The 19,519-nt window shown below is 72.5% G+C and carries 15 protein-coding genes; 8 read left to right on the top strand and 7 right to left on the bottom strand.

Annotation, left to right across the window (positions count from 1 at the left end; genetic code table 11):
- Nucleotides 1-7 precede the first annotated feature (7 nt).
- Entirely contained in the window at nucleotides 8-448 is a 441-nt protein-coding gene (locus D3A59_RS19225) for an Lrp/AsnC family transcriptional regulator (RefSeq protein WP_119156944.1), read from the bottom strand.
- A gap of 166 nt (nucleotides 449-614) precedes the next feature.
- Here D3A59_RS19225 and D3A59_RS19220 point away from each other — a divergent pair, with 166 nt between their 5' ends.
- Complete coding sequence (locus tag D3A59_RS19220; protein WP_119156967.1) at nucleotides 615-1,715, top strand: saccharopine dehydrogenase family protein; 1,101 nt, start codon at nucleotides 615-617, stop codon at nucleotides 1,713-1,715.
- Nucleotides 1,716-1,899: 184 nt separating this feature from the next.
- Nucleotides 1,900-2,232 carry a hypothetical protein gene (locus D3A59_RS19215; RefSeq protein ID WP_119156943.1) on the top strand — a complete coding sequence of 111 codons (333 nt, stop codon included), beginning with the start codon at nucleotides 1,900-1,902 and terminating at the stop codon, nucleotides 2,230-2,232.
- Nucleotides 2,233-2,300: 68 nt separating this feature from the next.
- Here D3A59_RS19215 and D3A59_RS19210 read toward each other — a convergent pair whose 3' ends face one another.
- Nucleotides 2,301-3,671 (bottom strand): hypothetical protein, encoded by a 1,371-nt coding sequence (locus D3A59_RS19210; protein WP_119156942.1) that lies wholly within the window; start codon nucleotides 3,669-3,671, stop codon nucleotides 2,301-2,303.
- A gap of 723 nt (nucleotides 3,672-4,394) precedes the next feature.
- On the opposite strand from D3A59_RS19210, the gene D3A59_RS19205 reads away from it, so the two are divergent.
- From D3A59_RS19205 to cho, 6 genes are all read left to right on the top strand, one after another.
- Entirely contained in the window at nucleotides 4,395-4,892 is a 498-nt protein-coding gene (locus D3A59_RS19205; RefSeq protein ID WP_119156941.1) for a hypothetical protein, read from the top strand.
- A gap of 206 nt (nucleotides 4,893-5,098) precedes the next feature.
- On the top strand, nucleotides 5,099-5,404 hold the full coding sequence (locus D3A59_RS19200; RefSeq protein WP_157991594.1) for a hypothetical protein: 306 nt from the start codon (nucleotides 5,099-5,101) through the stop codon (nucleotides 5,402-5,404).
- A complete protein-coding gene (locus D3A59_RS19195) occupies nucleotides 5,371-7,233 on the top strand; it encodes a PAS domain S-box protein (protein ID WP_119156939.1) in 1,863 nt (620 codons plus the stop codon). Before D3A59_RS19200 ends, D3A59_RS19195 begins: the two co-directional genes overlap by 34 nt.
- Nucleotides 7,230-9,644, top strand: a complete 2,415-nt coding sequence (locus D3A59_RS19190) for a two-component system response regulator (protein ID WP_119156938.1) — start codon at nucleotides 7,230-7,232, stop codon at nucleotides 9,642-9,644. The genes D3A59_RS19195 and D3A59_RS19190 overlap by 4 nt, the downstream gene beginning before the upstream one ends.
- Nucleotides 9,645-9,751: 107 nt before the next feature.
- On the top strand, nucleotides 9,752-10,240 hold the full coding sequence (locus D3A59_RS19185; protein WP_119156937.1) for a hemerythrin domain-containing protein: 489 nt from the start codon (nucleotides 9,752-9,754) through the stop codon (nucleotides 10,238-10,240).
- Nucleotides 10,241-10,396: 156 nt separating this feature from the next.
- Nucleotides 10,397-11,254 (top strand): excinuclease Cho, encoded by an 858-nt coding sequence (cho, locus tag D3A59_RS19180; protein ID WP_119156936.1) that lies wholly within the window; start codon nucleotides 10,397-10,399, stop codon nucleotides 11,252-11,254.
- Between the two features lie 291 nt (nucleotides 11,255-11,545).
- Here the strand turns inward: cho and D3A59_RS19175 are convergent, their stop codons facing one another.
- The 5 genes from D3A59_RS19175 to D3A59_RS19155 form a co-directional block, all read right to left on the bottom strand.
- Nucleotides 11,546-11,818, bottom strand: a complete 273-nt coding sequence (locus D3A59_RS19175; RefSeq protein WP_119156935.1) for a DUF5985 family protein — start codon at nucleotides 11,816-11,818, stop codon at nucleotides 11,546-11,548.
- On the bottom strand, nucleotides 11,815-12,078 hold the full coding sequence (locus D3A59_RS19170; RefSeq protein WP_119156934.1) for a DUF5985 family protein: 264 nt from the start codon (nucleotides 12,076-12,078) through the stop codon (nucleotides 11,815-11,817). The genes D3A59_RS19175 and D3A59_RS19170 overlap by 4 nt, the downstream gene beginning before the upstream one ends.
- Before the next feature lies 1 nt (nucleotide 12,079).
- Nucleotides 12,080-12,466, bottom strand: coding sequence for a hypothetical protein (locus tag D3A59_RS19165; RefSeq protein ID WP_119156933.1), 387 nt, complete (start codon nucleotides 12,464-12,466; stop codon nucleotides 12,080-12,082).
- Nucleotides 12,467-12,563: 97 nt separating this feature from the next.
- The gene (locus tag D3A59_RS19160) at nucleotides 12,564-14,744 is read right to left on the bottom strand and encodes a hybrid sensor histidine kinase/response regulator (protein WP_240636129.1); all 2,181 of its coding nucleotides are present in this window, start codon (nucleotides 14,742-14,744) and stop codon (nucleotides 12,564-12,566) included.
- Nucleotides 14,741-19,519 (bottom strand): HAMP domain-containing protein (locus tag D3A59_RS19155; protein WP_119156932.1); only part of this gene is annotated, 4,779 nt, incomplete at its 5' end. The genes D3A59_RS19155 and D3A59_RS19160, both read right to left, overlap by 4 nt.

Raw genomic sequence — 19,519 nt, 5'->3', positions numbered from 1 at the left:
GCGGCCTTCAACGCGAGAGGCGCGTCGACAGCACGATCGCCGAGGTCGTGCGCTCGACGCCCTCGAGTTCGCGGATGCGGTCGAGCACCTCGTCGAGCTCCCCGATCGACGCGGCCGCGACGATCGCGATCAGGTCGAAGGGGCCGCTGACCGAATGCAGCACCCGCACCTCGGCAATGCGCCGCAGCGCCAGCTCGATCGAGACGCTCTGCTTCGGCGCGACCGCGATCATCACGTGCGCGCGCACCAGCGACGCCTCCACCTCGTCGGGCACCCGCACCGTATAGCCGGCGATGACGCGGTGGCGCTCGAGCCGCTCGATGCGCGACTGCACCGTGGTGCGCGACAGCCGCAGCCGGCGCGCGAGCTCGGCGGTGGACGCGCGCGCGTTGTCGCGCAGCAGCTCGAGCAGCGCGCGGTCGGTGGCATCCAGCTCGGGACTCGGCATCGGGGCCTCCGTTCAGGGGGTGCTTCGGCATATCGACGAAACATGCCGGCATTGCGGCGAATGATGGCCGTGGATACGTCGGAAGTCGAGCTGCGTTCTGCACGAGACCTTCCCACAATGGGGGCATCCCTTCCTGCAACCGAACCTCCAGGAGCCTCCCATGCTGATGCGTCCCATCACCCTCGTCGGCGGCGGCAAGATCGGCACGACGGCCGCCGAGCTGCTGGCCGGCTGCGGCGACTACCAGGTGACCGTGATCGACCGCGACGCCGCGGGGCTGGCGGCGCTGCCCGAGCATCCGCGGCTCGCCAGGCGCGTGCTCGACGTGACGCAGCCCGGCGCGCTGAGCGACGCGCTCTCGGGCCAGTTCGCGGTGCTCAACGCGCTGCCCTGGCACATGACGCGCACGGTGGCTCAGGCGGCGCGCGACGCGAAGGTGCATTACCTCGACCTGACCGAGGACGTCGCGAGCACGCGCGCGGTGCGCGCGCTCGCGGCCGGCTCGGAGCGCGCCTTCGTGCCGCAGTGCGGCCTCGCGCCGGGCTTCGTGTCGATCGTCGCGCACGATCTCGCGCGCCGCTTCGACACGCTCGACGGCGTGCGACTGCGCGTCGGCGCGCTGCCGGCCTACCCGAGCAATGCGCTGAACTACAACCTGACCTGGAGCACCGACGGCGTCATCAACGAGTACTGCGAGCCCTGCGAGGCGATCGTCGACGGGCGCCGCCGCGAGGTGCCGGCGCTCGAGGAGCGCGAGGAGTTCTCGCTCGACGGCGTGCGCTACGAGGCCTTCAACACCTCGGGGGGCCTGGGCACGCTGTGCGAGACGCTCGAGGGCCGCGTGCGCACGCTGAACTACCGCACGATCCGCTACCCCGGTCACGCCGCGCTGATGAAGGCGCTGCTGCACGACCTGCGGCTGAAGGACCGGCGCGAGCTGCTCAAGGACATCCTCGAGCACGCGCTGCCCGCGACGCTGCAGGACGTGGTGGTGGTCTTCGTTACCGTCGACGGCCTGCGCGAGGGCCGCTTCCTGCAGGACAGCTTCGCGCTGAAGGTCTACGGCGCGCCGCTGGCCGGCCGCGCCCGCAGCGCGATCCAGATCACCACCGCGTCGAGCCTGTGCGCGATGCTCGACCTGCTGGTCGAGGGCCGGCTGCCGCAGCGCGGCTTCGTGCGCCAGGAGGACGTGGCGCTGGCGGACTTCCTCGCCAACCGCTTCGGCCGCGTCTACGCGCCCGAGGCGCCGCTCGCGCGCGCGGCCTGAGCGCGCGTGAAGCAGCCGCCCTCACCCGCCATGCGGCGGGCAGGGGCGCGGCCCGCCGGCTCCGAGGCCCGCGAGGCCGCCGCGGGCGCGCGGTTTGCCCGTCACCGGATTCGGAGGGCCGGACAGGGACACGGACCGGCACCGAGACCGGCTGCCTCAGCCAGCCACGAGCAAGGAGACCGACATGAGCCAGAAACCCTCGGGAAGCAACGCGTCGACGCGATCGAAGGCGCCGCACGATGCCAAGGAAGACAAGGTGCCGACCTACCAGGAACTGCTCGACGAGTCGCTGGAGGAGACCTTCCCGGCCAGTGACCCGATCTCGCCTGGGGCCGCCGCGCACCCGACGCGCCCGGTCGCCACCGACAAGGACGACCGCGACTGGCAGCTCCAGCCCGCCGGCGAGCGCGAGGCGCCCGACGACGGCTCCGGCCTGAGCTCGGACGGGAAGCAGGAGCGCTCGCAGGGCCGCAGCGGCGCGGACGAGGGCGGCAAGCCCGGGCGCAGCGGCGGCTGAAGCGGGGCCTGAGCGGCGCGTGAGGCGGCCGGCACGGCGCGGCCGTCCTGGCCGGCCCCTGCGGCAGCTCAGCGCAGCACGCCGCCGTTGCCGCCGAACAGCGGCCGGTTGCCGCGCCCCGCGGCGGGCCTGCCGCTCTCGAGCGGGATGCGCCAGTCGAGCGTGAGCTGCGTCGAGTCGTCGCCGTCGCGCGCGCGCTTGATGCCGAAGGACAGCTGTCCGCCGCTGCTCGAGCGCAGGCTGCTGCTGAGCGCCAGCAGCTCGGCGCGTCCGCCGTCGAGCTTGATGCGGTCGCCGGCGGTCACCGTGATCGCGCGCGCCGGGCTCAGCGCCCACGACACCGCCAGCTCCGCATTGCGGCGGCTCGGCGTGCCGAGCAGCGCGTCGCCGCCGGGCTCGACGTCCTCGCCCACGCCCTCGAGGCGCACGCGGCTCGTGAAGCCCTGCTCCTGGTATTCGTGCGCCAGCAGCCAGCCGGGCTCCGCGCCCTGGCCGCGCTCGCGCACCGTGGCACCTGCGGTCGCCAGCCCCAGCAGCCGGAATTCGGACAGGCCGGCGAGCAGCAGGCTGTCGCCGGCCTGCACCGCGCGGGCCGACAGCGTCTGCTGCGCGAGCCAGCCGTGGCGCACGGTCAGCGACGCCGCCGGGATCCCGATGCTCTCGAAGCTCTCCGCGTCGCGCGCCAGCGTGCCCGCCTCCATGGCGACATCGCTGTCCCCGGGCGGCAGCAGCCGCAGCCCGCTGCCTGCCACCGCAAGCGGCGCCTTGCCGCGCAGCTCGCGCACCTTCACCTCCAGCGTGCCGAGCGTCTCGCCGTCGGGGCCGGCCGGCACCGCGATGCGGTGCCCGAGCGCGCGCGGCGCCGCCGGCACGACGCGCGAACCCCGCGCGCCGGAAGGCGGCGGCGGTGGCGCGAACGTGGCCTGCGGCAGCGCCGCCCCCCGGCTGCTGTAGCGCAGGCCGACCATCGGCAGGTCCGGCCGCAGCCCCGCGCCGCCGCTGACGTAGCGGCCCACCAGCAGGTCGCCGCGGCGCTCCGGCAGCCTCAGCTGCAGCCCCATGCCGCGCGCCACCAGGCGGCCGCCCTCCCGGGCCGACAGCACCGCGTCGAGGTAGCCGCTGCCCCAGGGCATCGCCAAGTTGGCCTGCAGCAGCGCCCCGTCGGCGAGGCGGCCCTCGACAGGAGGCAGCATGCCGATCGGCGTGCTCGCGATCGCGGGGGGCGCCACGCCCTGCGCCTGCGCCTCGTCCGGCAGCGGCACGCAGTCCTGCGCCTCGGCGGCGCAGTCCGCAGTGGGCTCCCCGGCAGGCGCCGGCGCCGGCGCGGCCGCCTCCTGCGGGCAGGCACTGCCCTGTGCCGGCGGCACGCAGGTCTCCTCGGCCAGCGCCCCGCCGGCCGCGAGCAGGCCGAGCGCCGCGACGGCGACGAGGCGGCACAAAGGCCCTGCCGCGCCCCTTGGGGACGGCAGGAAGATCCTCGGGCAGGACGATTCGGGGGAAGGGACGAGGGCTGGCATGGGCAGAATTTTCGGCACGCGCGGCGGCGCCCGTACCCCCGAATGCCGCATCGATGCGAAACATCACCGAAATCAGGGAGCATGGTCCGCCCGCCTGCGCTGCGCCGTCAGGCTGCTGCCGCGGCGGCACCGGATCGTTCCGGACGGCCGGACCATGGCGCCCACCCTCCATCAGAGCCGTTCCCTGGCCGTCCTCGAAGACCCCGGGGTCCGCCGGGGCCGACCTGCGCCCCCCGGCGGTGCAGTCCGTCACGCTTCGCTTCTCCCCACCGCGCGCGGCCGGGCCGTGGATCCCTCAGAATTGCACCCATTAAGTGAGCGCAAGCTATCGCCGCGGGCCGCATGGTGGACAAGCTTTATCGGCCTGCCCTTCATCTGGAAGGGCCGGTGCCGATAGACCAGGGAGCCGGCCCGCGGGCTGCGGCACCGCACGATGCCGGGCCCGATGCCGACGGCCGGCGGCAGCCGGCCGGTCCGTGACTTCTTCGCTTGGAAACGGGCGCGTTCATGAAGATCATCGGAGCCGGGCGGCGCAGGGCGACAGGGCGCGCCGCCGACCCGGAGCCCGCGACGGCGCCCCTTGCGCGCCCCCGCAATACCGCACAGGACTGGGCTCGGCCGCACGGGCCCGCATGGAGTGAACGAATGAATGAAGCGCCGACGCTGAAAGTGGACTGGGAATCGGGCGAGGGCCACCTCGAGATGGGCGAGCGCCTCGCCCGCGCGCCGGCCGGCCTGCGCCTGGATGTGCTCAAGGACTGGAAGGTCGAGCTCGACGCGCTGCTGCAGGCCACTGAGCACGAGCTCTCCCCCGACCGCGCCAAGCGCAAGCTGCAGGCGCAGCACATCCAGAACACCCGCCGCCGCATGCTCTGCGAGCGGCTGACGGGCCTCACGATCCGCTCCGCCGAGCCGCTGGTCAACGGCGACGTGCTGCTGCACCTCTCCAACGGGCGCTGCATCGTGCTGTTCGCGCGCGACGAGGACGTCAAGCTCGACGTGGTCAGCGACGTCGAGCACGCGCGCCGCTTCGCCGACAAGGCCGGCACCGGCGACCACTACCTGCGCGAGGACGCCAGCGAGCAGCGCGCGCTGCTCGAGGAGATCGAGCGCGACGAACCGCCGGTCGCCCTGGTGGCCTGACCCCCGCGAACGGGGCCTCGTGGGCCCCGGCGCGGGCATGTCGCTTGCCGCAGTGGCAACATGCGATGTCGGGGCGCCCCAGCCCCGGACGCCGTTGCGAAGGGGAGCGCATGTTGTACCGCCTCACGGACGGATTCCGTGCCACGAGGATGCGGCCCGGCCCGAGCCGGGACCGGGAACCGGCCCGCCAGGGCTGGCATCTGCACATGCCGGTGGAACCGACGCCGGAACCCTCCCCTCCCGTGCCGCCGCTGCCGGCGGACATCGAGCCGATCGAGGATCCGCCCGAGGACGGCATCGAGCCGACGCCTCCCGTGCAGGATCCGCCGCGCGCCCCCAACAGCGACGTGCCGGAGCGGCTGTGCCGTGCCGTCGGCGTCGGCCTGGCCGGGACGCGCACGCCCGGCCGCCGCCCGCACCGATCCCGCCCGGGCCGGCTCGCCGGCCCCGCGCACAGGAACCACCGCACGCAAGCTCCATGCAGGACGAGCCGCCGCTGGACCCGCGCCTGAGCGACACCGGCCTCGCCTCGGCGCTGCTGCAGACGGCACCCGTCGGCGTCGCGGTGGTCGACACGCGGCTGCGCTTCTGCTCCGTCAATGCCCAGCTCGCGGCGATGGACGGCCTGCCCGCGGCCCAGCACATCGGGCGCCGCCTCGACGAGGTGCTGCCGCCGGCGCTCGCGGCGCAGGCCGGCGACGTGATCCAGAGCGTGCTGGTCAGCGGCACCCCGGTGCAGGACCTGGCGATGCCCGGTGGCACCGCCGCCGAGCCGCGGCAGGAGCACGACTGGCTGTTCAGCTACCACCCGGTGTGGGGCGAGGGGCCGGAGCTGATCGGCGTGCTACTGACCGCGCGCGACCTGAGCGCCGAACGCGCGGCGCAGGCCGCGCGCGAGCACCGCGAGGACCTGGCGCGCCGCGTGCTCGACAGCCTGTTCGCCTTCGTCGGCGTGCTCGACCTCGACGGCACGCTGCGCGAGATCAACCGCGCGCCGCTGGAGGTCGCCGGCCTGCGCCGGCAGGACGTGATCGGCCGCAAGTACTGGGACGTCGCCTGGTGGCGCCACGATCCCGCGCTGCCCGCGCGGCTGCGCGACTTCCACGCGCGCGCGCTGCAGGGCGAGTCGATCCGCATCGAGCTCAGCGGCTGCACGAGCGCCGGCACGCTGATCCCGCTCGACTTCATGATCGCGCCGCTGCGCGACCGGCAGGGCCGCATCACGCACCTGGTCAGCTCCGCGACCGACATCTCCGACCGCAAGCGAAGCGAGGAGGCGCTGCGCGCGAGCGCGGTGATGTTCCGCTCGGTGGTCGAGTCCGCGCCCAACGGCCTCGCGATGGTCGACGAGCGCGGCATCATCAAACTACTCAACAGCAAGATGGAAGACCTGTTCGGCTACGAGCGCGGCGAGCTGCTGGGCAGCCCGATCGACGTCCTGGTGCCGGCCGAGCTGCGCGAGCGGCATGTCGCGCACCGCGAGCACTACCAGGGCACGCCGAGCGCGCGCGAGATGGGCGGCCAGCGCGAGCTCTACGCGCGCCGCAAGGACGGCAGCCAGTTCCCGGTGGAGATCGGCCTGATGCCGGTCAACACGCCCGAGGGCCGGCAGACCATCGCCGCGATCGTCGACGTGAGCGAGTACAAGCAGGCGCAGCGCGCGCTCGAGCAGGCGCTGCGCCAGAAGACCGCGCTGCTGCACGAGGTGCACCACCGCGTGAAGAACAACCTGCAGGTGATCTCGAGCCTGCTGAGCCTGCAGTCGCGCCACGCCTCGCCCGAGGCGCGCGACGCGCTGGCCGACAGCCAGAGCCGCGTGAAGGCGATGGCGCTGACGCACCAGCTGCTCTACGAGCGCGAGGACTTCTCGCACGTCCACATGGGCGTCTACCTGCACCGCCTGGTGCAGCTGCTGCGCCAGGGCCACGGCGGGCGGCACCGCGACATCGAGGTGGTGGTCGACATCGGCACCGAGGAGCTGCCGCTGGACCTGCAGCGCGCGCTGCCGTGCGCGCTGCTGGTCACCGAGCTCGTCACCAACGCCTTCAAGCATGCCTTCCCCGGGCGGCGCCAGGGCCGGCTCACGGTGAGCCTGCGCCGCGACGGCGAGCACGACGCGCTGATCGAGGTGGCCGACGACGGCATCGGCATCCCGCCCTCGATCGAGGTGGGCAAGACGCAGTCGCTCGGCTTCCAGCTGCTGCCGATGCTGGCCGACCAGATCGGCGCCCGGCTCGAGCTGCACCGCGACCACGGCAGCCGCTTCACGATCCGGATGCCGCTGCAGGTGCCGGCACCGCCCCCGCTCCATGACGACGGCGACATGGAGGGCGGCCGATGAGCGAGGCGCGCGTGCAGATCGTCGAGGACGAGCGCATCGTCGCGCTCGACCTGAAGACCTCGCTGGAGGCGCTGGGCTTCACGGTGGTCGGCGTGTGCGCGTCGGAGCAGGACGCGCTGGAGACGGCGCGCACGCAGTCCCCCGACGTGGTGCTGATGGACATCAACCTCGGCGTCGGCGGCGACGGCACGCGCGCGGCGCGGCGCATCCACGAGGAGCTGGCGCTGCCGGTGATCTTCCTCACCGCCTACGCCGAGCAGGAGACGCTCGCGCGCGCGCAGCAGAGCCTGCCCTACGGCTACGTGCTCAAGCCCTACGAGCTGCGCGAGCTCGTCGCGACGATCCGCATGGCGCTGGTGCGCCACGCCAGCGAGCGCGCGCGCTACCGTGCCGAGGAGCGGCTGCGCCTGGCGACCGAGGCCGCCGCGATCGGCGTGTGGGAGTGGGACGCGGCGAACGACCGCTTCGAGGTCGAGGGCCCGCTCGAGCCGCTGCTCGGCGGCGAGGACGGGCCGCTGGCACGCGGCTTCGAGGCGCTGGTCGGGCGCTTCCACGAGGCCTACCGCGAGGCGCTGCGGGGCCTGGCGACCGACCTGGACGAGCTGCACCTGCGCGCGTCGATGAACGACGCGGAGGGCGAGACGCGCAACGTCGAGCTCAACGCGCGCGGCTGGCACGACGCCGCGGGCGGGCGCCGCCGCATCGTCGCCGCGATGCGCGACGTCACCGAGCGCACGCGCGACGAGCAGCGGCTGCGCATGGCCGACGTGGTCTACCGCACGCTGTCCGAGGGCGTCGCGATCCTCGACGCGCACCAGCACGTGCAGTCCGTCAACCCCGCCTTCACGCGCCTGACCGGCTTCTCGCTCGAGGACGTGAAGGGCCTCCATCCCGACCGCTTCCTGCACCAGCAGGCGCACGGCCCCGGCTTCTGGGACGCGGTGCGGCGCGCGCCCGAGCGGCACTGGCAGGGCGAGGTGCGCTGCCTCACCGCGAACGGCCAGAGCTTCCCGGCGCTGCAGCACGTGAGCGCGGCCGACGACGCCGATGCGCCGGACTTCCACTACGTGCTGTCCTTCAGCGACATCTCCGACCTGCGCGAGGCGCAGGCGCAACTGCAGCACCTCGCGCACCACGACCCGCTGACCGGGCTCGCCAACCGGCACTTCTTCGTCGAGCGGCTCGACAGCGAGCTGCAGCGCGTCGAGCGCTACGGCGGCCAGCTCGCGCTGATGTTCATCGACCTCGACGGCTTCAAGCTCGTCAACGACTCGCTCGGCCACGCCGAGGGCGACCGGCTGCTGCGCACGATCGGCAACCGGTTGCGCCAGGCGCTGCGCCGCAGCGACCTCGCCGCGCGCTTCGGCGGCGACGAGTTCGTCGTCGTCGTGCCGATGCTCGAGCATGTCGAGGACTGCGCGACGCTCGCAGAGAAGCTGCTGCAGGCGGTGAGCGAGCCGATCCCGCTGAGCACGCAGCGCGTGACGGTGTCGGCGAGCATCGGCATCGCGGTGTTCCCGGAAAACGGCAAGACCCCCGAGTCGCTGATCCAGGCCGCCGACAGCGCGATGTACAGCGCCAAGTCACGCGGGCGCAGCCGCTACGCGTTCTACTCCTCGGGCATGGCGCGCGCCGCCGTCGAGCGCATGCGCATCGAGCAGTGCCTGCGCCGGGCGATCCTCGAGCACTCGATGCGCATCCAGTGGCAGCCGCTGGTCGCGCTCGGCAGCAACCGCGTCACGGGCTTCGAGGCGCTCGCGCGCTGGCCCGCGTCGATGCCGCCGGCGGTCGACCCCGACCGCTTCATCGCGGTGGCCGAGGACAGCGGGCTGATCGTGCCGCTCGGGCTGCAGATCCTGCACGAGGCCTGCACGCAGGGCGCCGCGTGGCTCGCCGCCGGCATGCAGATCGACCGCATCGCGGTCAACGTCTCCGCGCGCCAGCTCGCCTCGGGCCGCTTCGTGCAGGAGGTCGGCGCCGTGCTGCAGGACACGGGCTACCCGGCGTCCCGGCTCGAGCTCGAGATCACCGAGAGCACGATCCAGGTGATCGAGGACAGCCAGCGCCAGCTCGACGCGCTGAAGTCGCTCGGCGTCTCGCTCGCGATCGACGACTTCGGCACCGGCTTCTCGTCGCTGAGCCTGCTCAAGCACCTGCCGATCGACCGGCTCAAGATCGACCGCAGCTTCGTGCGCGACATGCCGCACGACGACAACGACATCGCGATCGCGCGCGCGATCATCGCGATGAGCCATTCGCTCGGGCTGCAGATCACCGCCGAGGGCATCGAGACCGAGACGCAGGCGCGCTTCCTGCACGAGCTCGGCTGCGACGGCGGCCAGGGCTTCCACTTCAGCAGGCCGCTGAGCGCGCAGGACGCCTCCTCGCTGGTGGACCGCAAGGGCCACTGAACCCGGCGCGCCCCGGCGGGCATGCCGCCTGCCGGGAGGCGGCAGGAGGCCCGCCGCCGGCGGGTCCGTGGATAACCCGACGAATCGCAAGAAAGGCACACCCGACCATGGACGGCATCGACCTGCTCGTGAGGCAACACCGCTCGCTCGAGGCCCTGCTGCAGCAGGGGGTGGACGAGAGCGACCCGGCCCGGCGCGCCGCGCTGTTCAGGCGCGCCGCCGACGACCTGACGGTCCACCTCGCGTCCGAGGAGGAGATCTTCTATCCGGCGGTGAACGCGCGCCGCACCGAGGACACGCTGCTCGAGTCGCTGGAGGAGCACCTGTCGCTCAAGCGCCTGATGGCCGACCTGCTCGAGCTCTCGCCCGAGGAGCCGACCTACGAGGCCAAGTTCAAGGTGCTGACCGAGCAGGCGGTGCACCACCACAAGGAAGAGGAGGAGCACCTCTTCCCGAAGGTGCGGCAGCTGCTCGGCGAGGAGCAGCTCGGGCGGCTCGGCGGCGAGATGGAGGCGCTGCAGCAGCGCCTGCGCGCCGAGGGCGCGCCGCGCGAGGACGTGGTGAACCAGACCGACGCGGCCGCGCCGCTGAAGTGAAAAGGGCCTGCCGGCATGTCGGCTGAGGCCCGCGCGCGCGCCGCGTACGCCGCTGCGGTGGGATCATCGGGCCCGCCCCGACCCACCCCTGCCGCCCGCCCTCCCGCCCCCGGCAAGACCGCGCGGGGGACGGCGGCGCCCGCCGCCCTCCCCGACATGCAGCTTCCCCGCCGCCGGCGCCCCGACTTCGAGCAGGCGCGCAGCCACGAGTACCCGGACCACCTGCGCGAGGCCGCCGCCGCGCTGCCCGCGGCGCCGGGCGTCTACGTCTTCCACGGCGAGGAAGGGGACCTGCCGCTCTACATCGGCAAGAGCGTCAACCTGCGCGCGCGCGTGCTGTCGCACCTGCGCAACCCGGACGAGGCGCGCATGCTGCGGCAGACGCGCCGCATCAGCCATGTGCGCACCGCCGGCGAGATCGGCGCGCTGCTGCTCGAGGCACGCCTGATCAAGCAGCAACATCCGCTGCTGAACCAGAAGCTGCGCCGCAACCGGCAGCTGTGCTCGCTGCGGCTGCGCGAGGGCGTGCCCGAGGTCGTCTACTCCAAGGACATCGACTTCGCGACCGAGCCGCAGCTCTACGGCCTCTACGCCAGCCGCCACGCGGCGCTCGAGGCACTGCGCGCGCTCGCCGACGCGCAGCGCCTCTGCTACGGGGTGCTCGGGCTGGAGAAGCTGGCGCCGGGGCGCGCGTGCTTCCGCGCGATGCTGCGCCAGTGCGCGGGCGCCTGCCGCGGTGACGAGAGCCGGCAGGATCACCAAGCCCGGCTGCTCGGCAGCCTCGAGGCGCTGCGCGTGGCCTGCTGGCCCTATGCCGGCGCCGTCGGCCTCGTCGAGCGCGACGGCGCCGAGCGCCAGATCCACGTGGTGCGCAACTGGTGCTACCTCGGCAGCGTCGCCGACGAGGCGCAGGCGCGGGCGCTGGACACGGTGGCGGCGGGATTCGATGCCGACGGCTACAAGATCCTGTGCCGCCCGATCCTCGGCGGCACGGCGGAGATCATCCCGCTGTGAGCGACGGCACCGCTCCCCCCGCGTCCGTCCCCGGAACGGCCGGGCCGGCGTCCGGGCCGCGGCTGCCGCTTCGCGCGCTGGCGCACCCCTGGCCGTTTCCCGTCAGCGTCTTGGCTGGCGGCGAGGCGGTGCGCAACACGACTGCGGCAGGACCTGCGGCCGCGCCGGAGGACGGCGGCGAGCAGCCACCCGCCCCCCGGCCGCGCCGCAAGCCCGCCCCTCGCCGCCGCGAGGCCGCGCCGCTGCAGGACTGGCCGGAGGCGCCGTTCTAGGCGGGGCGCCGCGCGGGCCTCAGCGGCTCGAGCGGTTCTTGTCCCAGATCGCGAGCAGGATCAGCCCGTAGGACAGCAGGCGCACGCCGTAGTTGAGCGGCGCGTCCTCCCCCCAGGCCTGCGACAGCGCCATCTCGACGCGGTTGCCGGCCTCGATCAGGAAGGACGCGGAAAAGAGCAGGAAGAAGCGGTCGCGCGTGCTGAGCCAGTAGCGCAGGAAGAACAGTCCCGCCACCAGCGAGGCGCAGGCGATCGCGCCGAGCAGCAGCGGATGGAACACCTCGCGGCTCATGTGTCCTGCTCCAGCACCAGCCCGCCCACCAGCAGCAGCACCGCCGCCAGCGCGGTGAGCAGCCGCACGAGGCCGAGGTCCACCTCCGTCGGGAAGACGAGCCGGTCGACCACGAGCAGCACGTTGTTCAGCGTCAGGCCGGCGAAGCACAGCCCGCTCCACAGCAGCAGGCGGAAACGCGTGCGCAGGTAGCCGCGCAGCAGCAGCCAGGCCGCCAGCGCGGCGGTGAGGGCACAGAGGGTGTAGATGAGGGCGGCCATGTCATCGCTCCTTCAAGCGGAAGGCGTCGGCGAAACGCTGGGCGTTCTTTTGCACGCGGTCGTGGATCAGGTTGGTGATGGCGATGAGGTCCTGCGCATAGGCCTGCGCCAGGCGCTCGAGCATCGCGGCGAGCGCCGGGTCGGCCGGGCCGTAGCGGTAGCCGCCTGCACCGCCGGCCTGCGCCACGCCGGCCTCGACCAGCGCCTGCAACAGCTCGCCCGCGATCCGCTCGCTGACGTAGAGCGCGCGCGCCACGTCGGACAGCGAGCACTCGCGGCCGGGCTCGGCGCGCAGCAGCAGCAGCACCGCCTCCAGGTAGGGCACCGAGGGCACGCTGGTCAGCACGAATCGGCGCAGGTCGTCGGGGATGGACTGCCGGTTGCTCATCGGGAACGGGAAACCGCGCCCGGCTGCTGCGGCATCCGGGCCCGGGCAAGAAACGACGACTCACGGGCGCGCATCGCCCCTCCTCCTGTGCGGATCCTCATGAACGGCCTGCCTGCAGTGCGTCGGTCCCCGGCGCACCGCGCGCCTGCCGCCAGTCGGCCACCAGCCGGGCGAGCTGGCGGGGATCTGCCGGCTTGACGAGGTGGTGGTCGAAGCCGGCCTCGTCCGCCTGCTCCCGGTCGCTGCTCTGGCCGTAGCCGGTCAGCGCCACCAGCAAGGCGCCGGCGCAGGCGCTGGACTGCCGCAGGCGTCGCGCCACCTCGTAGCCGTCGAGGCCCGGCAGGCCGATGTCCAGCACCACCACGTCGGGCTCGAAGGTGGCGGCGCGGCCCAGCGCCTCGAGGCCGTCCCCCGCGGTCTCCACGCTGTGCCCCTCCAGCTCGAGGAACATCGCCACCGTCTCGGCGGCGTCGGCGTTGTCGTCCACCACCAGCACCCGGCAGCCGTTCTTCGGCGGCTCCGGCGCCCGGCTCTCGGCGGGCGCGGGCCCGCGCACCTCGCGCAGGCAGGGCAGGCGCACGACGAACTCCGCGCCCTGCCCCGCCCCGCCGCTGCGCGCCTCGATCGCGCCGTGGTGCAGCTCCACCAGGCGCTGCACCAGCGTCAGGCCCACGCCCAGTCCGCCCTGGCTGCGGTCCAGCGAGCGCTTGCCCTGCTCGAAGAGTTCGAACACGTGCGGCAGCAGCTCCGGCTCGATGCCCACGCCGTTGTCGCGCACGCTGACGAGCGCGTGCCCGTCCTGCGTCTGCAGCGCGAGCTGCAGCACGCCCTCCTCCGGGGTGTACTTCGCGGCGTTGTTCAGCAGGTTGCCGATCACCTGCGACAGCCGCGCGAAGTCGCCGCGCAGCCACACCGGATGCGCGGGCAGCTGCAGCTGCAGCCGGTGGCGGCGGCCATCGATCACCGGGCGGGCCGTCTCCACGCTGTGCGCGATCACGGCCTGCAGGTCCACCGACTCCATCTGCAGCGCGATCTTGCCCTGGCTGATGCGGGCCACGTCCAGCAGCTCCTCGACCAGCCGGCTCAGCTGCCGCACCTGGCGGTCGGTGACGTCGGCCGCCCAGGCGAGCTTCGGGTCGGACGGCCCGACGCGCCGGATCACCTCGACCGCGTTGCGGATCGGGGCCAGCGGATTGCGCAGTTCGTGCGACAGCATCGCGAGGAACTCGTCCTTGCGCCGGTTGGACTCCTGCAGCCGCTGCTCGGCCTGACGGCGCTCGTTGATCTCGGTGCGCAGGCTGCGGTAGAGCCGCGCGTTCTCGAAGGCGATGGCCGCGCGGCCCGACAGCTCCTGCAGCAGGCCCGCGTCGGGCCGCCCGGCGGCGTACAGCGCCCCGAGCACCCGCTCGCCGTGCACCAGCGGCATCACCGTCCCCGCCGCCAGCCCGGCCGCGGACACCGCCTCGCCCACCAGCTCGCCCCGCAGCGCGCGCGCCAGGCATTGCCGCAGCGGCGCGGCCGCCGCGGCGTCCGGCAGCGCGTCGACGACGGCCACGCCCCCCTCGCCGAGCCGCGCCTGCAGCGCCGGGCCGGCCTCGTCGCCGTCGGCCTGGAGCTGCAGCACCGCATGCGGCGCCAGCTCCGGCACCATCAGCTGCAGCAGCGCGCGCATCCCGACCTCGGCCTCGAGCGAGCCGCCGAGCACGCGGCTGACCTGCGACAGGAAGTTCGAGCGTCGCGTGTTCTCCTCGGCGACGCGCCGCGCCCCTTCGGCGGCGGCCAGCGCGAGCCGCTCCTCGGCCTGGCGGCGCACGCGCCGCTGCATCAGGTGCAGGTCGACGAAGACCTGCACCTTGGTGCGCAGCACCTGCGGCACCACCGGCGACAGGATGTAGTCCACCGCGCCGAGCTCGTAGCCGCGGTGCGTCTGCATCTCGTCGGCGTAGGCGGTGATGAAGATGATCGGCGTGTGCGCCGCGCGCTTGTACTGGCGGATCAGGCCGGCCGTCTCGTAGCCGTCCATGTCGGGCATGTTGACGTCCAGCAGGATGACCGCGAACTCGCGCTTGAGCACCTCGCGCAGCGCCTCGCTGCCCGAGCGCACGAAGACGAGCTCCTGGCCGAGCTCCTCCAGCAGCGTGCCGAACACGAGCAGCTTCTCGGGCAGGTCGTCGACGATCAGGATCGCGCCGCGGTCCTTGTCGGCGCCGGCATCGACCGCCGCGAGCACGTCGCTGGCGATGGCGCGGGAATGATGGGAGGAAGCGCCGGGACTCACGAGCACAGCCACCCCTTCAGCACGCCGAGCAGGTGGCCCGGATCCACCGGCTTGGAGACGTAGTCCCAGGCGCCGGCCTCGATGCACTTGCGGCGGTCGCCCTTCATCGCCTTGGCCGTCACCGCCACCATCGGCAGGTCCCGGCCCCGCGGCAGGCGGCGGATGTGCTGCATCGTCGTCAGCCCGTCCATCTCCGGCATCATCACGTCCATCAGCACGATGTCGATCTCCGGGTCGGCCTCGACCAGGCGGATCGCCTCGCGGCCGTTGTCGGCCGAGACGATCTGCATGCCTTGGTCGTCCAGCACGGTGGCGAGCGCGAAGATGTTGCGCATGTCGTCGTCGACGATGAGCGCCTTGCGCCCGGCCAGCGAGCGGCGCTGGTCGAGCATGCGCGCGAGCGCCTGCATCTCGGCCGCGGACATCGCCTCGGGGTCGCGGTGCAGCCAGAAGGCCGCGTGCGCCAGCAACTCGTCCACGCCGGCGGCGCGCCGCAGCGCGAAGCCCCCGGCACGCCGCTGCCACGGCCCGTCCTCGCGCTCGTCGAACAGCACCACCGGCAGGTGCGCCGCCGCGCCGCGCGCCTCCATCGCCTCGCGCACGTCCTCGGGCGCCAGCGCGGCGAAGCGGCCGTCGACGACCAGGCAGTCGGCCTCGGCGAGCAGCGCCAGCGCCGAGGGGCCGTCGTCGGCCAGCAGCAGCTCGACGCCGTGCTCGAAGCTGCGCTGCAGCGCCTGCCGCACCTCCCCCTCGGGCAGCACGAGCAGCAGGCGCCGCGAGGGCTGCTCCGCCAGCCGGTACAGCGCCGCGACCGCCTCGTCCACCGCATCGCGCGAGCGCAGCGGCTTGGCCAGGAAATGCAGCGCGCCGGCCTGCAGCGCGCGGTCGCGCGACTCGTCGGTCGAGACCACGCAGACCGGGATGTGGCGCGTCTGCGGATCGCTCTTGAGCCGGTCCAGGATGCGCCAGCCCTGCATGTCGGGCAGGTGGATGTCGAGCGTGACGACCGCCGGGTGGAACTCGCGCACCAGGTCCAGCGCCGCGGCGCCGGTGGTGCAGACCAGGCCCTTGAAGCCGGCCTGCCGCGCCGACTCCAGCAGCACCTTGGCGAAGCCCACGTCGTTCTCGACGATCAGCAGCACCCGGTCCACCGAGCCGATGTCGTGGCGGTCGTCGTCGGCCACGTTCTGGAAGCTCTCGCCGACGTCCTCGTCCGCGGGCGCCGGCGCGGCCTCCGCCGGCTCCGCCACGGCGGCGGGCACGAGCACGGAGGCCTCCTGCGCACGCTGCCGCTCCGCCGGGTTCTGCGGCCGCGGCGCGGCGGCGGGGACGGCCGCGGCACGCGCCGGCGGCCGGGCCGTGCGCGAGGGGCTGTGGCTCTGCGGCAGGTACAGCGTGAAGGTCGAGCCCTTGCCGGGTGCGCTCACCAGCTTGATCTCGCCGCCGAGCAGCCGCGACAGCTCGCGGCTGATCGCGAGGCCCAGGCCCGTGCCGCCGTACTTGCGGCTGGTTGAGCCGTCGGCCTGCTGGAAGGCCTCGAAGATGATCTGCTGCTTGTCCGGCGGGATGCCGATGCCGGTGTCCGACACCGAGAAGGCGATGACCTGCGGCGCGCGGCCGAGCTCCTCGTGGTCCGGCGACCAGCCCTCGCGCGCCGACGCGATCGTCAGCGACACCTGGCCGTCGTGCGTGAACTTGAAGGCGTTGGACAGCAGGTTCTTGATGATCTGCTGCAGCCGCTTGACGTCCGTGACCATGGTCTTGGGCAGCGGCTGCTCCATCTCGACCTTGAAGGCCACGTGCTTCGACTCGGCGAAGTGGCGGAAGCTGCGCTCGACCGAGCGCTGCAGGTCGTCCAGGCGCAGCTCGGACACGTCCACCGCGACGGTGCCCGACTCGATCTTGGACAGGTCCAGGATGTCGTTGATCAGCATCAGCAGGTCGTTGCCCGACGAGTGGATCGTCTTGGCGAAGTCCACCTGCTTGACGGTGAGGTTGCCGTCGCTGTTCTTGCACAGCTGGTCCGACAGGATCAGCAGCGAGTTCAGCGGCGTGCGCAGCTCGTGCGACATGTTGGCCAGGAACTCGGACTTGTACTTCGAGGTCAGCGCGAGCTGCTCGGCCTTCTCCTCCAGCGCCTGGCGCGCCTGCTCGACCTCGGTGTTCTTGCGCTCCACCTCCTGGTTCTGGTGGGCGAGCAGACGGGCCTTCTCCTGCAGCTCCTGGTTGGTCTGCTGCAGCTCCTGCTGGCGGCTCTGCAGCTCCTGCGCCAGCGACTGCGACTGCTTGAGCAGGTCCTCGGTGCGGGTGTTGGCCTCGATGGTGTTGATCACGATGCCAATCGACTCGGTGAGCTGGTCGAGGAAGGCCTCGTGCGAGGGGTTGAAGCGCTGCAGCGACGCGAGCTCCAGCACGCCCCGCACCTGGCCCTCGAAGACGATCGGCAGCACCAGCACGTCCATCGCCGCCGTCTCGGACAGGCCGGTGACGACGCGGAAGGAGGCCGAGGGCACGTTGGTCAGCAGGATCCGCTCCTTGTCGAGCGCGCACTGGCCCACGAGGCCCTCGCCGAGCGCCACCTCCTTGCCGTGCGTGCTCTGCCCGCCCGAGGCGTAGCTCGCGAAGAGCTTGAGGCGCTGCGCCTCGTCGGCGCTGCTCATCACGTAGAACTCGGCCTGCTGCGCCCCCACCACCGGCGCGAGCTCCGACAGGATCATCTGCCCCACCGTCACGAGGTCGCGCTGGCCCTGCAGCATGCGCGAGAACTTCGCGAGGTTGGTCTTGAGCCAGTCCTGCTCGGTGTTCTTCTGCGTGGTGTCCTTGAGGTTGCGGATCATCTCGTTGATGGTGTCCTTGAGCGCCGCCACCTCGCCCTGGGCCTCCACCGTGATCGAGCGCGTCAGGTCGCCCTGCGTCACCGCGGTCGCGACTTCCGCGATCGCACGCACCTGCGTCGTCAGGTTGGCCGCGAGCTGGTTGACGTTCTCGGTCAGGCCCTTCCAGGTGCCTGCCGCGCCCGGCACCTTGGCCTGGCCGCCGAGCTTGCCCTCCACGCCCACCTCGCGCGCCACCGTCGTCACCTGGTCGGCGAAAGTCGCGAGCGTGTCGGTCATCGAGTTGATGGTCTCGGCCAGCGCCGCGATCTCCCCCTTGGCCTCCACGGTCAGCTTCTGCTTGAGGTCGCCGTTGGCGACCGCGGTCACGACCTTGGCGATGCCGCGCACCTGCGAGGTCAGGTTGCCGGCCATGAAGTTCACGTTGTCGGTCAGGTCCTTCCAGGTGCCCGACACGCCCTTCACCTGTGCCTGGCCGCCGAGGCGCCCCTCGGTGCCCACCTCGCGCGCCACGCGCGTGACCTCCGCGGCGAACGAGCTGAGCTGGTCCACCATGGTGTTGATCACGTTCTTGATCTGCAGGATCTCGCCGCGCACGTCCACCGTGATCTTCTGCGTCAGGTCGCCGCCGGCGATCGCGGTCGCCACCTTGGACACGTCGCGCAATTGCACCGTGAGGTTGGAGGCCATCGAGTTCACCGACTCGGTCAGGTCCTTCCAGGTGCCGGCCACGCCCTGCACGTCGGCCTGGCCGCCGAGCTTGCCCTCGGTGCCCACCTCGCGCGCCACGCGCGTCACCTCGGCCGCGAAGGAGCGCAGCTGGTCCACCATCGTGTTGATGGTGTTCTTGAGCTCCAGGATCTCGCCCTTGACGTCCACCGTGATCTTCTTGGACAGGTCTTGGCTGGTCAGGTTGCCGGCCATGAAGTTCACGCTCTCGGTCAGGTCCTTCCAGGTGCCCGCGACGCCCTGCACATCGGCTTGGCCGCCGAGCTTGCCCTCGGTGCCCACTTCCCGGGCCACGCGCGTGACCTCCGCTGCGAAGGAGCGCAGCTGATCCACCATCGTGTTGACGGTGTTCTTCAGCTCCTGGATCTCGCCCTTGACGTCCACCGTGATCTTCTTGGACAGGTCGCCCGCGGCCACCGCCTTCGTCACGTCGGCGATGTTGCGCACCTGGCTGGTCAGGTTGCCGGCCATGAAGTTCACGCTCTCGGTCAGGTCCTTCCAGGTGCCGGCCACGCCCTGCACGTCGGCCTGGCCGCCGAGCTTGCCTTCCGTGCCCACCTCGCGGGCCACGCGCGTGACCTCGGCGGCGAAGGAGGAGAGCTGGTCCACCATCGTGTTGATGGTGGCCTTGAGCTCCAGGATCTCGCCCTTGACGTCCACCGTGATCTTCTTGGACAGGTCGCCCGCCGCCACCGCCTTCGTCACCTCGGCGATGTTGCGCACCTGAGAGGTCAGGTTGCCCGCCATCGAGTTCACGCTCTCGGTCAGGTCCTTCCAGGTGCCCGCGACGCCCTGCACGTCGGCCTGGCCGCCGAGCTTGCCCTCGGTGCCCACTTCCCGGGCCACGCGGGGGGCCTCCGCGGCGGAGGGGCGCAACTGGTCCACCATCGTGTTGATCGTGGCCTTGAGCTCCAGGATCTCGCCCTTGACGTCCACCGTGATCTTCTTGGACAGGTCACCCGCCGCCACCGCCTTCGTCACGTCGGCGATGTTGCGCACCTGAGAGGTCAGGTTGCCCGCCATCGAGTTCACCGAGTCGGTCAGGTCCTTCCACGTCCCCGACACGCCCTTCACCTCGGCCTGCCCGCCGAGTTTTCCTTCCGTGCCGACCTCGCGAGCCACGCGCGTCACCTCCGCGGCGAAGGAGCTGAGTTGGTCCACCATCGTGTTGATCGTGGCCTTGAGCTCCAGGATCTCGCCCTTGACGTCCAC

The organism is Caldimonas tepidiphila (assembly GCF_003569765.1).
Taxonomy (GTDB): Bacteria; Pseudomonadota; Gammaproteobacteria; order Burkholderiales; family Burkholderiaceae_C; genus Caldimonas; species Caldimonas tepidiphila.
The sequence above is the reverse complement of the archived record's forward strand: the minus strand, read 5'-3'. Positions and strand labels throughout refer to the sequence as shown.

Coding starts and splice junctions, on each gene's coding strand:
- D3A59_RS19225 (WP_119156944.1), bottom strand. CDS start 448: ATGCCGAGTCCCGAGCTGGATGCCACCGACCGCGCGCTGCTCGAGCTG.
- D3A59_RS19220 (WP_119156967.1), top strand. CDS start 615: ATGCGTCCCATCACCCTCGTCGGCGGCGGCAAGATCGGCACGACGGCC.
- D3A59_RS19215 (WP_119156943.1), top strand. CDS start 1,900: ATGAGCCAGAAACCCTCGGGAAGCAACGCGTCGACGCGATCGAAGGCG.
- D3A59_RS19205 (WP_119156941.1), top strand. CDS start 4,395: ATGAATGAAGCGCCGACGCTGAAAGTGGACTGGGAATCGGGCGAGGGC.
- D3A59_RS19200 (WP_157991594.1), top strand. CDS start 5,099: ATGCCGGTGGAACCGACGCCGGAACCCTCCCCTCCCGTGCCGCCGCTG.
- D3A59_RS19195 (WP_119156939.1), top strand. CDS start 5,371: ATGCAGGACGAGCCGCCGCTGGACCCGCGCCTGAGCGACACCGGCCTC.
- D3A59_RS19190 (WP_119156938.1), top strand. CDS start 7,230: ATGAGCGAGGCGCGCGTGCAGATCGTCGAGGACGAGCGCATCGTCGCG.
- D3A59_RS19185 (WP_119156937.1), top strand. CDS start 9,752: ATGGACGGCATCGACCTGCTCGTGAGGCAACACCGCTCGCTCGAGGCC.
- cho (WP_119156936.1), top strand. CDS start 10,397: ATGCAGCTTCCCCGCCGCCGGCGCCCCGACTTCGAGCAGGCGCGCAGC.
- D3A59_RS19175 (WP_119156935.1), bottom strand. CDS start 11,818: ATGAGCCGCGAGGTGTTCCATCCGCTGCTGCTCGGCGCGATCGCCTGC.
- D3A59_RS19170 (WP_119156934.1), bottom strand. CDS start 12,078: ATGGCCGCCCTCATCTACACCCTCTGTGCCCTCACCGCCGCGCTGGCG.
- D3A59_RS19165 (WP_119156933.1), bottom strand. CDS start 12,466: ATGAGCAACCGGCAGTCCATCCCCGACGACCTGCGCCGATTCGTGCTG.